The sequence below is a fragment of the Paenibacillus sp. FSL H8-0537 genome, from assembly GCF_038051995.1.
In the GTDB taxonomy this organism is placed as follows: Bacteria; Bacillota; Bacilli; order Paenibacillales; family Paenibacillaceae; genus Pristimantibacillus.
In genome coordinates, this window is the sequence record NZ_CP150290.1 from 1,195,828 (window position 1) to 1,209,207 (window position 13,380).

The window sequence follows — 13,380 nt, forward strand, 5'->3', positions numbered from 1 at the left end:
TGGCGATATGCGAGGATGATTGTATTGTTGACTCCTGCTAAAATCAAACGCAAGCTTAGTGATTGCTCGAAAGATGAACTTATTGATCTGTTGTACGAGACAGTCAAAACCAATAAAGATGCTCAGGTATATGTTTCTGTCAAACTGGAAGGCGAATCGGCCTTACTCGAAATGATTAATGCATCCAAAGAGCGAATTTACAAGGAGTTTTATCCAACACGTGGATTGCCCAAGCTAAGGGTATCTAAAGTAAAACTAGCTCTCACTGAATTGAAAACGATTGGGAAGGGTACGATTTGGCCTTTTGAATTATTGGTTTACTTCTGTGAAGTGGTGGTCCAGTATATCCATGAGCAGGCTAACATTTTCGAAGACATGGGAGACTGTTTCACTGATTCTTATGAAGAAGTCATTCAGCTATTGAATAAAGAGAAAACACCCGACCTATTTGAAAAATATAAAGACCGCGTGAAGGCTATTGTTCATACACCTGATTGTGAATGCTGGGGAATACATGACTCGTTGGCAGGCTCGTATTCTGATCTCAAATGGGTAGATCACGCTGAGGAAGAAGACGATATTGACCATGCTTCGGGTGTCATTTCCTATGCAGCAATGAGCGAGTGGCTCAAAATACCAGAGGATGTGCGTGGAAAATACATTAGCAATGTCTGGTGTGGCAACTGCTTGGACACCACAACCATCAGAGATTTCTCTGTAAAATCGAGCACGCACGGCATTATTCTTCAAGGAAGTTGCTCCAACTGCAAGCATCAGGTAGCCAGAGTTATAGAAAAATAAGCATTTATTTATATGAATAGGCCACCTCCCCCATAACGTGGTGGAGGTTTTTTCATGTGAGCATACACTTGCTGACAAATTTATGTTGACGGTTAGGTGTATAAAAGTAGATAGTCAAGATTAGGGCTACAAATATTTTAACGAGTTGAAGGTTTTTTCTACCATTTAGTGGTTAATCAACATGCTCTGATAGTATAGAATAGTAATTGATTTGGATAGTATATCAATGCGAACAGGATAGATTAAATGTATAATAGAAACCCGTATTTTTATCAATACTTGAAGCAAACTGTTGAACCCGATGAAACCTACTATTATTATTTTTATGTAATGAGTTATGCCCCGTTAACTAAGTATTTGCTTTACCAGAGCGTCACTCCCTTCTTTAATAAACATATAATCGTTTGCGTAACGAATAAACGGATTTTAGTATGCGAAATGAATCCAATGAACGGAAAGCTGACTGGAAATACGGTTGAAATTGATGGAAATGTACGGCTGATTGAAATAGTGAATAAGTCAACCCGCTCATCTGGAGTGCGTGGCGTGGTTGAGATGGGATGATTGTACTAAGCTCCTAATTCAAATAACAAAGTGAAGAACTTCCTGTATAGGAGGTTCTTTTCTACATTCTTCGACTCATGGATATACTATTTTGGTGGATATTGGTATGATTATTATAGAACTCGGATTTTATTGATAGCGGAGGACAAAGTGGAGAAAAAGTATGAATTTTTATATAAAATTAAAGATGTATTGACAGATAGGGCGTTCCAAGGGATTCCATTAGGCAGTAAATTTGATGAATCTAGATTTGAAGATATTAGAATAATAGACGATACGGGGTATCCCATTTATTCATTTAATAATATAGAACTTGAAATTGTAGATGATTTAATTTATAGAATCGGAATATGTTGTGATGAATCGGTGCTTATTGATGATGTAGTAAAAATATTTGGATATACTGAGTTTAAAACGTATGAGCAGTTTACATTTGTATCCTACATGTATGATTTTTGTGTAATAAATTTTAAATTTGTAGGGTTAGATGCACCTGCCATAGACATATCTATATGTTCAACTATGTTTATGGACTAATTTAGTTTATATCTGAGAACCTCAAGAAATATAAGATAGAAAACCCATGCTTAATGACTGATTCCAAACACACAGAGGTGTTCCATGAAGCAAGGTCTTTATGAACAGGTCATCAATAACGGAACGTTGAGGCAGCTGGGGGCATTAGATCCGTCGGCCTATGATATTGGCAAGGAGCCGCTTGATCCGGAGGAAGCGCGGAAGCTGCTTTCCAACTATATCGCGACTGTCATTCGCCGAGCATTAAAGCTGGTGCGTGAGAGTTCGAGCAGCGACGAGGAAGCGGTACTGGCGCAGGTTCGAGCCTGCAACGAAATGATAGCCTCGCTCAGAAATAGTCTCGATCATCAGGATTATGAGGAGCTGGAGCTGCACGAGCAAGGGGAAATCCTTACCTACGTTTATGCCAAGCTAAATTCTCATCGTGCGATCAAAAATGATAAGGTCGTACGTCCAACAACGCCGCTATCTCAAAGCTCGCTTTTCACAGGCTCACATGCCGAGCCCAATATGTTGAACGAATTAAAGCAGGAAATTGTAACGGCGGATCGCATTGAATTTCTCGTTTCTTTTATCAAATGGAGTGGGCTTCGTTGTCTCATGGAGCAGCTTGAGCAATTTACCGCACGAGGCGGGCAACTGCGGGTAATCACGACTACCTATATGGAAGCGACAGATTTCAAGGCGGTTATGGAGCTGAGCAAGCTGCCTAATACGGAAATTAAAATCTCCTATGATAGCAGCCGTACAAGATTGCATGCCAAAGCTTATGTTTTCAAAAGGGATACGGGATTTACGACCGCTTATGTCGGTTCATCCAATCTTTCGAATCCTGCGCTTACAAGTGGGCTAGAGTGGAATTTGAAGGTAACGGAGAAGGATTCCTACGACGTGCTGAAAAAAATCGAAGCGACCTTCGAAAGCTATTGGAATGATCGTGAGTTTGCCAGCTATTCAGTTAACGATCCGGAGCATGAAGACCGACTGAAGCAAGCACTTGGAAAACGGGATAAAAATGCTTCGAATCAAGAAACGATGTATTTTGCTTTCAATATTATGCCTTATGATTATCAGAAGGAAATCCTTGAGAAGCTGGAAGCGGAGAGAACGTTATACGGCAGGTCGAAAAATTTGCTTGTCGCCGCTACAGGTGTAGGCAAAACGGTCATTTCCGCTTTTGACTACCGACGTTTTACACAGCGGAATGCCCGAGCCAGGCTGTTATTCGTGGCCCATCGGGAAGAGATTTTGAAGCAAAGCCTGGACACGTTTCGCTTTGTTCTGAAGGACTTGAACTTTGGTGAGCTGCATGTCGGGAGTCATCAGGCTGGGTCTATTGATCACCTTTTTATCAGTATTCAGAGCTTTAATACACTTAAGTTAACGGAGCATACAACAGCAGACTACTACGATTTTATTATAGTGGATGAGTTTCACCATGCTGCGGCGCCAACTTATCAGAAGCTGTTAAAGCATTACCGACCGAGCATCTTACTGGGTCTAACGGCAACGCCTGAACGGATGGACGGCAAGGATGTTCTGCATTATTTTGACGATACGATTGCTGCGGAAATTCGTCTGACAGATGCGATTGATCGAAAATTGCTTTGTCCCTTTCAATACTTTGGGGTGAGCGATCATGTGGATCTGTCTCAAGTGAAATGGTCAAGACGTGGCTATGATCTGCAGGAGCTTGAGAACCTATATACGAACAACAAAATTCGAGCCACACAAATTATTAACAGCTTGAAAAAATATGTGACCGATGTAGACGATGTGAAGGGACTTGGGTTTTGTGTAGGGGTTAACCATGCGCTTTATATGGCTAAAGTGTTTAATGAAGCGGGTATTCCAGCGCAAGCGTTGCATGGCGGTTCAAGTGAACAGGACCGGAGCCAAGTCAAGCATAAGCTCGTAAATGGCGAGCTAAAAATGATTTTTGTCGTAGACCTCTATAATGAGGGTGTCGACATACCAGAAGTGAATACGGTGTTGTTCCTGCGCCCGACGGAAAGTTTGACGGTATTTTTGCAGCAATTAGGCCGGGGCCTTCGGTTAGCGGAAGGGAAGGAATGCTTGACGGTTCTCGATTTTATTGGCCAATCGCATAAGGATTACAATTTTCAGGATAAGTTTCGAGCGATATTGGGAAAGACGAAGCATTCTGTCCAGCATTATGTAGAGCATGGTTTTTCGAGTCTGCCGAAGGGCAGCTTTATTCAGCTAGAGAAGCTGGCCAAAACCTTCATTCTATATAATTTGAAGCAGGCAACGATAAACAGACGAAGCCTGATTTATAAGCTGAAATATTTTGAAGGGGACACGGGACTTGAGCTGAGCCTTGAGAATTTTGCCCATTACCATGGGATGACCTTGCAGGAGCTTTATGGCGGGAGAACAGGAAAACGTTCCTTTCGAGGGTTGATGGTAGAAGCAGAGGTTCTAGATGCTTTCGAAATGGAGCAGGAGGATCACTTAGTCAAACGATTGCCTGCCTTGCTAAGCCTTAACTCGCGTAGGCTATTAAAGTTCCTCATTGCTTACCTATCTGGTGAAAAAATCGCGGCTACAGAAGAAGAGCTGCTCATGCTGAATCTGTTCTACTACACGTTCTATTCATCTGAGCCTAGCAAGCAAGGCTTTACGAGTATGGAGCAGGGCATTCAATTTATTATTTCCTGCCCAGCGTTCCGGGAAGAGATCATTGATATTTTATCCTATAATATGAAGCATATAAATTTCGTTGACGAGTCCAATGCTTTTCCATATGCGTGTCCATTAGATTTGCATTGCAGGTATTCGACCAATCAAATATTAGCGGCTTTTGGGGTTTGGAACGAGGATAAGGCGCCAAGCTTCCGTGAAGGCGTGAAATATTTGGAGGATAAGGGGACGGATATTTTCTTTATCACGCTCAATAAATCAGATAAGGATTTCTCGCCGTCCACCCTATACGAAGACTATGCGATTAACGAGCGTTTGTTCCATTGGCAGACTCAAAGCCGCATCTCGGAGGAGACGAAAACCGCTCAAAGATATATTCATCATAAGCAGCTTGGCCATCGCATTGCTTTATTCGTTCGTGAATACAAGGAAGAGCATAATTTCACGTCGCCGTTTATGTTTTTAGGAGAAGTGGAGTATGTTAGGCACGAAGGGAATAAGCCGATGAGCTTTGTGTGGCGCTTGAAGAAGGAAATGCCTCCTGCCTTAGTGCCGGCAGCGAATAAAGCGATTGTTTAGGAGGATGTGATTGGAATGCTCGAGGTGGCAGCGGCAATTATAAGCAATGAACAGAATCAGCTCTTAATCGCTCGGCGCAAAAAAGGAAAATCGCAGGAAGGATTATGGGAGTTTCCTGGCGGGAAAATCGAGCAGGGAGAATCGGCGCAGTCCTGTCTCCGCAGAGAGCTGCTGGAGGAGATGCAGATTGAGATTTTTCCCCATGAATGGTTTGGTGTGAACGACCATTATTATGGCGCTACTCATATCCGGCTAGTCGCGTATAAAGCTTCATACGTAAGCGGTGAGATTATTTTAGTCGATCATGATGACTATCGTTGGGTTCGTCGTGAGGAGCTGAAAGGCTATAGCTTTGCGCCAGCCGATATTAAGTTTGTTGAGATGCTGGAGCTCGAACAGGGCTTAGAATAGATGGGAAAAGACGATTTCTTAACGGATATGCTCCCATCATAGTAGATAGTAGAAAAAACAAAACTTCTACTGCTACCATGATGGGGGTTTTTGCAATGTCTAAAAGGAGTCCAATTTCATTTGATGTAGAACGACATGTTGTAAAAAGATGCCTTGAACATGATTAAAATCCTTATTATGAAGCAGAGGGTTATGAAGGATAATTCGTATTTTCTGTACACGGTTTGTTGATGTGAAATGGATGTGAAACGGCCACATTTACCTTTAAAACAAGTCATAACCACCGCTTAGTCGGTGGTTATGACTTGTTTTTTTGCAGGAGAAAATGACTGATCAAGGTCATTGTTCATGTAATGATTCATGCAATTTGGCATATATGCGTTCTTTGTGAAGGCAGCATGCTGTGGAATTATGTCGATTTTTAAGGTTTTTTTAAGGTGCGATTTTTTATACTAGGCTAAAAGGAAGGGGACAAAAGTATGACGATCTGTGGGGGCATACGCACATTGCAGGAGAGAGATAAAAAAGCTTGTAGATTTTGTAATTGAACAAAAGGAAGAAAGGAATGGGCAAGCAATCAACAAAAAATGATCAGAAGTGTCCTGACGGCAAGAAGGATAGTTCTAATGCTGCTTATTTGTATGCTGACCCTTGGATATGTTCCCGAATTCCAGACATGAAGGTTGGAGCGCGCTTATGCAGCATCTGACAAATGGACGAAGGCAGGGAAATCAGGCATCTCGAAACAACTACAACATATTTGTCATGAAGCTTGATCTGGCAGATGGGAATTGGAAGCAGAAAATATTATTGGCGATGGTATTGTGATGACAAGGATGTCAAGTCAATCTTGGCGATCATTTCAGGAAAGGGTTGAGCACATGAAATTTTATGAGATGAAGGAGCGAAATTTGGCAGGCTGGAGAAGATGGGTATCCCTCTTGCTGGTTATTTGTCTGGTGCTGTCCGTCAGTCCGACGGTTAGAGCCGGAAGTTCCTCGGGTACAGATAATCTGCCTGCCATTGAAGTGAGCAGTACGGAGGGCAAGCCGGGAGATACAGTAAGTATGGCAGTATTTTCCGAGCCGGAAGACCTTATTTATAAATTTGATTTCTCGCTCGAATACGATGCCAGTTCACTTGAATTGCTGTCAGTGGATGACGAGCTTCATGTAAGCAGTACAGAGACCTACACAATTGATAGCAGCACAACAGGCAGCATTCACTTCAATGCACTTCTTTCAAATACAGTAATTTTGGAGAAGACCAAGATTGCTACACTGAACTTCAGAATCAAAGAAAGTGTACTGCCTGGTGATTTAATGGTAAATGTAACGAATTATGTTGGTAATGATCCATCCGATTCAATCTATATTTCTAATGGAAGCATTAACGTCACAGCAGCGAAGTATTCAGTGGCCTTCGATTCACAAGGAGGCAGCTTGGTGGAGAGCGTCATCGATGTAAACAGCGGAGCAACCATCAGCGAGCCGCCCGCTCCGATCAGGAAAGGCTACAGCTTCATGGGCTGGTACACCAACCCGGAAGGGACATCAGCCTGGGATTTCTCCTCAGCAGGAGTTAAGGCGAACACGACACTTTATGCCAAATGGCAGCGTCATACAGTAACGATCGGCATTGGCAGTATAGCCGGAGCGCCGGGTGAGACAGTCAATGTCTCGGTAAGAGCCGTTAGCGAGATTTCTGGAGTCGGCTCCTACATGCTGCGAATAGACTTTGATGCAGGCGCCCTGGAAGTGACGGATATTCAAGGTGCAGCGGGCGACTACTTCGACTCCAATTATAATAATACATCAGGCTGGCTCAAGACGGTCTGGGTAGACAGTGACGGTGGAGATACGCCGATTATGGCTGGAGACGAGCTGTTCACGGTGAGCTTCCTCATCAAGAACGAGGCGACAAATGGACAGAAGGCTCTGACCGTGCAGACGTCAGACTTGAATCAATTTAGTGTCACAGATGCTTCGGCAAATGAGATGGAGAAGACACTGAATCCCGGTAAAGTAACAGTCTCGCCGTCGTCTGGAAATTTGGACGTACCTGCTGTTCCACAAGGACTGACAGCAGTTGGAGGAGACAGTCAGGCTTATCTGGAATGGACTACAGTAACAGAAGCGACATATTACAACATTTACATGGCGACAGAGCCAGAGGGATATAGTGAACAGAAGATCGCGAGTGTAGCGGCCTCTGTCTACACGGTCAACAATCTGAGCAACGGTCAAGCTTATTACTTTACGGTTAAAGCAGGCAATGCTCATGGGCTGAGCGATGCTTCGGTACAGCAGAGTGCAACTCCAAGCGCCGGAGGTGGTTCCGGACCTGACACACCGACGCCTGCAACCGTTCCGGGAGTGCCAACGAACGTGACAGCTATTGCGGGAAATGGACAAGCAACGGTCCGCTTCACAGCACCGGCAAGCGATGGCGGCAGCTCGATTACTGGCTACGAGGTTACTGCCGAGCCGGGTGGAGTTGTTGTGACAGGAACGGCAAGTCCAATCGTCGTGACTGGTTTGACCAATGGAACAAGCTATACGTTCACGGTAAAAGCTGTGAATACAATCGGGGCGAGCGCTGCTTCAGTTGTATCCAATGCAGTGGACCCTTACAGCAGCAGCACCAGTGGTGGTACCGGTACGCCTGTAACGACAACGCCATCCCAGGCTGTCGGCGTGGAGATTCTAGTCAATGGCAAGGCTGAGCAAGCGGGGACGGTGGTCACAAGCGATCGCAGCGGCCAGAAGGTAATAACCATTCAGGTTGATCCGCAGAAGCTGGAGCAAAGGCTTGCAGCAGAAGGCCAGGGAGCGGTCATCACAATTCCGGTCAGCACAAGCTCGGATGTAATCATTGGCGAGTTGAACGGTCAAATGGTCAAGAACATGGAAAGCAAGCAGGCGGTAGTCGAACTCAGGACCCTTCAGGCGACGTATACGCTCCCTGCAAGTCAAATCCAGATTGATTCCATTACGGAGAAAATGGGCAGGTCCGTTGCACTGAAGGATATAAAAATATACATTGAAATCGCTGCGACAACAGCAAGTATGCTGAAGATAGTAGAGGATACAGCTGCGAAAGGCTCGTTCACTTTCGAGGTGCCGCCGATTGAATTTACAGTGAAGGCCGTGAATGGTGATACTACTGTTGAAGTGTCGAAATTCAATGCTTACGTGCAGCGGAGCATCGTGATTCCGGCTGGAGTCGATCCGAACAAGATTACGACAGGTGTCGTGGTTGCTCCAGACGGCAGCGTGCGGCATGTACCGACGAAGATCGTGAATGATGGTGGAACCTATTATGCGCAAATTAACAGTTTGACTAACAGCACCTATTCCGTTGTATGGAATCCGGTGGAATTCGACGATGTGGCTTCGCATTGGTCACAGTCGGCTGTGAATGATTTGGGATCACGGATGATTATTGAAGGGACTGGCGATGGGCAGTTCAGTCCGAATCGCGACATCACCCGCGCGGAGTTTGCAGCTATCCTTGTACGGGGGCTGGGACTTGCTTTCGAGCAGGGAGAAGCAGCATTCTCGGATGTGAAGCAGACGGACTGGTACAGCAAGGCAGTCAGCACAGCACAAGCATACGAACTGATTGGCGGATATGAAGATGGTACATTCCGTCCGAATGACAAGATTACGCGTGAGCAGGCGATGGTCATGCTGGCGAAGGCGATGAAGTTGACGGGACTCAAGGACAAGCAATCTTCTGTGACCACATCCACAACCGCCGTACTCGATTCGTTCAAGGATGCAACAGCCGTATCGACCTGGGCGCAAGACGGTGTAGCCGACAGCGTGCAGGCAGGCATTGTATCCGGTAGAGGCTCTGCTGAGCTGGCACCTAAGCAGCATATGACTCGCGCCGAGGTAGCAGCGATGGTTCAAAGGCTTCTGCGGCAATCCGGTCTGATTTAATTAGTTCAGTTCAGGGGGCAATTCGCCCCCTGTGTTTGTATACGTTGGCAGACGTTCTTTAAGCGGTATTTCTGCTTGCATCATGGGAAATATGGAATGCATTTTTGCATTATCGAGAGGAGAAAGAACAATTTATGCTCAAAAAAGTAGGAAGAGTTGCTTTATGCCTGTCGTTGGTCTCCACCTTGCTGGTCAGCTTGTTGCTTTCCAAGGACGAGGTACAAGCAGATGGTTCAGCAACGGCTCCGCAGTATAAATACAAGCTGCTCAAGGATAACATAGGTTCCCCGATGAAGCTCTATTTCAACAACGGTACCTTTTATTACAAATCGCAATTGACTGGTGGCCATAATGTCGCTCACCAATCCACGGATATGCAGACGTGGACCAAAATCATTGGCTCGGATACCTTCGGTTCGAGCAAGAGTTTTAGCCTGGCAAACCTGTCCTTTATTGGAGATAGAACCTATGCGACGGGATATAACATGACTACAGACTTTTTTGATTATACGACTACTTCTTTCTTGGGTTATATGAATGATACATCCAATACCAGCTCCAGTTGGACTCCATCCGCCTTTCCAGTGGAAAGCTTGTTGCTTGGGCCCGTTGTTACTGACGGAAGTAATTTTGTAATGGGAGCTGGCAATAGCAATGTCATCTATCGGCAAGCTTCATCCACTGGGAATATAGAAGAGAAGGCATGGACGAAAAATACTTTCAGTGGCGTTCGTATTATAAATGCTGTATACGATCAGGTTAACAGTCGATTCATCTTAGGAGATCTGAGAAAAAATATTTACTATTCGACTAACGGAGGATCTACCTGGAATTCCATTCAGGTGAGCTCTACAGATACTGACTTTAGCGACCTTGCTCAAGCCGGAGGGACAACATATATTTCCGGGGCAGACGGAGTATGGAAGCTTGTAGGCACTACAGTAACCAGAATATTGCCCTCAGGCAGCAATTACCGCGCTCTAGCTGTTGATGAAGACAATAATGTGTATGTATTGCGTTCTAACGGAACCGTGCTCATGTCATCCGATGACGGGACTACGTGGACATCCATCGCGACACCAGACAGTGACATTACTTCCACTTCTTTTGGTGCTATGCAATATGGAAACGGGAAGCTGCTTGTCGGCGGTAATGCTGGATTGTACCAGGTAGGAGCCGATTTAAGCATTACTAAGCAGCCGGAAGATACACCGGTGGATGTTGGTGCAACTGCTACCTTCTCTGTAACAGCTAGCGGCAGTGGCCTTACCTATCAATGGCAGGTAGATACGACAGGTACAGGTAACGGCTTTACGGATGTGAGTGGAGCAACGAGCAGCAGCCTGACTATTAATCCGGTATTACAGAATATGAACGGTTATCTGTATCGCGTCATCATTACCGGTGCCTCCGGGCAGCAATTAATCTCGAACACAGCTGTCCTTTCTCTCCATTTATTGAAGGTGAGCTATCAGCCTGGCGATCATGGGACAATCAGCGCACAGAGCGAGGACGTTGAGGTTGGAGCCAAGCCAGTAGCTGTGCCGACTGTTACTCCAGATAGTGGCTATCGGTTCACAGGCTGGAGCAACGATGGTGGTGTGACCAAGCGGAGTAGCGAAGAGTTGAAGGCGATGATAATTACTGCGGAGACCACATACACAGCTTATTACGTCCAGATTGTTAAGGGGGATCTTGATGGCTCTGGCAGCGTATCGTCTGCGGACGCCCAGTTGCTAGTGAAGTATCTGAAGGGACTAATCACACTAAATCCGGATCAGCTGGCAGCAGCGGACTTCAATAATGATGGATTTGTGGATGAGATGGATGTTAAGGCAATCCTGGCCTATATTATAGGAAGATCCTAAGTATTCAGTAATTGGAAAGTAACTCGATGTAAAGTCTGAGGGCAGCCGTATCGCCATATTTGTTCGTGAATACAAGGAAGAGCATAGCTTCACGTCGCCGTTTATTTTTCTAGGGGAGGCGGAGTATGTGAGGCATGAAGGGCTATGAGAGTTTCCCGGCGGGAAAATCGAGCAGGGAGATTAGACGCAGACCTGTCTCCGCAGAGAGCTGCTGGAAGAAATGCAGATTGAGATTTTTCCCCATGAATGGTTTGGTGTGATCGATCATTATTATGGGGCTACTCATATTCGGCTAGTTGCGTATAAAGCGACATATGTAAGCGGGGAAATTATTTTAGTCAATCATGATGATTATCGTTGTGTTTCTCGTGAGGAGCTGAAAGAATACAGCTTTGCACCTGCCGATATTAAGTTTGTTGAGATGCTGGAGCTCGAACAGAGCCTAGAATAGCTTGAAAAAGACGATTTCTTAACGGATATGCTCCCATCATAGTAGATAGTAGAAAAACAAAACGTTCTACGTCTATCTATGATGGGTTTTTTCATGTCTATACGCAGTCAGCCATCTCTTAAAGCGAAGCTGCACTACACATTTCTAACTGCATGTTAAGTTGTATTTCAGGTTTTTTCAAGGGCAAGAGCGGGTTATCTATTCAATAACCTGCTCTTGTCCTTGATTTCTGAACTTGATCCTTAACTTAATGACATTGGGGCGACGAGCCCTTCTTTGTTGTTACTAGGGCGTGTCTGAGAACTCTGAGGACAGCAAATTTTGCCGAATTTTGGTTCCATGCAAGGCGCGCTTGTGAAGGCGTACCGGGGGTACGTCAAGCAAACGGAACGAAGCAGGGGGCGAAAAGGCGGTGAAAGGTGCCACTGAACGGGTTTTCAGTCACGCCCTAGACACAGATTTGACGCTTACATCTCAGGATTGAACCGCTTGGTTATATAAGTGTCGCTGCCATAGACTCCAATACAAGGAAGCGATACATAGAAAATTGACCCCGTCTTGCCGTCGCTCTCCGCTCGAACCGTTCCTCCATGCGCCGGACGATATTCCTGCAAATCCCCAGTCCAAGCCCACTTCCCTCTACGCCATTCCCCGGGCTCGGTCCATCATACCTGTAATTACGATCAAAGATTTGCTCGAGTTGGTCTGGAGGAATACCCGTGTCAGAGTTTTGTACGCTAATTTTCGCGCAACGGGAAAGGTTCACCTCATCCGCAGCCAGCACAATTTGCACCAGCCCGTCTTTGGAGGTGAACTTCATGGCGTTCGATACGAGATTGAACAACGTAAGGTGAACAGGCCAAAATACAATGGGACCTATCTTTCCGTCGCAGTATGAATAACAGCAACTGATACATGCCGATCACCAGCAGGCTTGAGGTGGTGAACATTTCGGCAGCGATTGTCAGTTGGGTCTTGACCGCTAACGTATCACTGCCCCCAACTCCATATATTTGATGATGCCGCCTCGCTTATGTTGGATGTTGGCGACTTGCATAACCAGCTCTACGCTGTCATTCTCGGGCTGGAAAAACACCAGCTTCGTTGCCAGATGGGCGGGCACGCTGCTCTTGTTCTGACCAACTACACAGACTTCTGCCAGCAGCTCTTGCGAGTAGAATGCCCACTCCCCTTGCAGCTTTAGCGACTGCTCGATAAGCAAGTTAAATATCTAAATATTATCATCATTAAAGGGAAAAGTGACCTACAAATAGCTGAGCGACGATAGGAAACTTTCTTCAGATCGAGACAACCTTCAGGTCTCGCGCTTCCTTAACGCAAGTGCGAGTAAACGCGAATTTAAAGTTTTCTTTGCACTCCGCAATTGGTCCTATTAACGATGATAAAATAGTGACATAAATCTACATATATTTACAAGGACGAAGCGAAGGAGGACTATACCGTTTTTAATCTGATAGGGAGAGCGGTATGGAGGTAAAAGAGATTCATAGCAACTAATGGAAGGGTTGGATGGGTTTGAAGAAGATAGCAAAGCGGG

General features: G+C 45.4%; 10 protein-coding genes and 1 pseudogene. 9 read left to right on the forward strand and 2 right to left on the reverse strand.

The features are described from left to right. Nucleotides 1-15 precede the first annotated feature (15 nt). From MHB80_RS04915 to MHB80_RS04955, 9 genes and pseudogenes are all read left to right on the forward strand, one after another. A complete protein-coding gene (locus MHB80_RS04915; protein ID WP_341281126.1) occupies nt 16-801 on the forward strand; it encodes a DUF6155 family protein in 786 nt (261 codons plus the stop codon). A 246-nt stretch (nt 802-1,047) separates the two neighbouring features. Next, nucleotides 1,048-1,365, forward strand: a complete 318-nt coding sequence (locus tag MHB80_RS04920; RefSeq protein WP_341281127.1) for a hypothetical protein — start codon at nt 1,048-1,050, stop codon at nt 1,363-1,365. 150 nt (nt 1,366-1,515) lie between these two features. Further along, on the forward strand, nt 1,516-1,902 hold the full coding sequence (locus MHB80_RS04925; protein WP_341281128.1) for a hypothetical protein: 387 nt from the start codon (nt 1,516-1,518) through the stop codon (nt 1,900-1,902). 84 nt (nt 1,903-1,986) lie between these two features. Further along, complete coding sequence (locus tag MHB80_RS04930) at nt 1,987-5,145, forward strand: DUF3427 domain-containing protein (RefSeq protein WP_341281129.1); 3,159 nt, start codon at nt 1,987-1,989, stop codon at nt 5,143-5,145. A gap of 15 nt (nt 5,146-5,160) precedes the next feature. Continuing rightward, nucleotides 5,161-5,556 carry a (deoxy)nucleoside triphosphate pyrophosphohydrolase gene (locus MHB80_RS04935; RefSeq protein ID WP_341281130.1) on the forward strand — a complete coding sequence of 132 codons (396 nt, stop codon included), beginning with the start codon at nt 5,161-5,163 and terminating at the stop codon, nt 5,554-5,556. Between the two features lie 696 nt (nt 5,557-6,252). Further along, on the forward strand, nt 6,253-6,384 hold the full coding sequence (locus MHB80_RS04940) for a hypothetical protein (RefSeq protein ID WP_341281131.1): 132 nt from the start codon (nt 6,253-6,255) through the stop codon (nt 6,382-6,384). A 53-nt stretch (nt 6,385-6,437) separates the two neighbouring features. Beyond that, nucleotides 6,438-9,503, forward strand: coding sequence for an S-layer homology domain-containing protein (locus MHB80_RS04945; protein ID WP_341281132.1), 3,066 nt, complete (start codon nt 6,438-6,440; stop codon nt 9,501-9,503). Between the two features lie 134 nt (nt 9,504-9,637). After that, complete coding sequence (locus MHB80_RS04950) at nt 9,638-11,371, forward strand: dockerin type I domain-containing protein (protein WP_341281133.1); 1,734 nt, start codon at nt 9,638-9,640, stop codon at nt 11,369-11,371. Nucleotides 11,372-11,570: 199 nt separating this feature from the next. Further along, nucleotides 11,571-11,822 (forward strand): annotated as a pseudogene (locus tag MHB80_RS04955) (8-oxo-dGTP diphosphatase MutT); the annotation flags it as partial. Between the two features lie 493 nt (nt 11,823-12,315). Here MHB80_RS04955 and MHB80_RS04960 read toward each other — a convergent pair. Both MHB80_RS04960 and MHB80_RS04965 read right to left on the reverse strand, forming a co-directional pair. Further along, nucleotides 12,316-12,666 carry an ATP-binding protein gene (locus tag MHB80_RS04960; protein WP_341281134.1) on the reverse strand — a complete coding sequence of 117 codons (351 nt, stop codon included), beginning with the start codon at nt 12,664-12,666 and terminating at the stop codon, nt 12,316-12,318. A 138-nt stretch (nt 12,667-12,804) separates the two neighbouring features. After that, complete coding sequence (locus tag MHB80_RS04965) at nt 12,805-13,044, reverse strand: hypothetical protein (protein WP_341281135.1); 240 nt, start codon at nt 13,042-13,044, stop codon at nt 12,805-12,807. Between the last annotated feature and the right edge of the window lie 336 nt (nt 13,045-13,380).

What these genes read in the sequence shown, in the direction of transcription:
- MHB80_RS04915 (WP_341281126.1), top strand. Translation starts at nt 16, where the DNA reads ATGATTGTATTGTTGACTCCTGCTAAAATCAAACGCAAGCTTAGTGAT.
- MHB80_RS04920 (WP_341281127.1), top strand. Translation starts at nt 1,048, where the DNA reads ATGTATAATAGAAACCCGTATTTTTATCAATACTTGAAGCAAACTGTT.
- MHB80_RS04930 (WP_341281129.1), top strand. Translation starts at nt 1,987, where the DNA reads ATGAAGCAAGGTCTTTATGAACAGGTCATCAATAACGGAACGTTGAGG.
- MHB80_RS04935 (WP_341281130.1), top strand. Translation starts at nt 5,161, where the DNA reads ATGCTCGAGGTGGCAGCGGCAATTATAAGCAATGAACAGAATCAGCTC.
- MHB80_RS04940 (WP_341281131.1), top strand. Translation starts at nt 6,253, where the DNA reads ATGCAGCATCTGACAAATGGACGAAGGCAGGGAAATCAGGCATCTCGA.
- MHB80_RS04945 (WP_341281132.1), top strand. Translation starts at nt 6,438, where the DNA reads ATGAAATTTTATGAGATGAAGGAGCGAAATTTGGCAGGCTGGAGAAGA.
- MHB80_RS04950 (WP_341281133.1), top strand. Translation starts at nt 9,638, where the DNA reads ATGCTCAAAAAAGTAGGAAGAGTTGCTTTATGCCTGTCGTTGGTCTCC.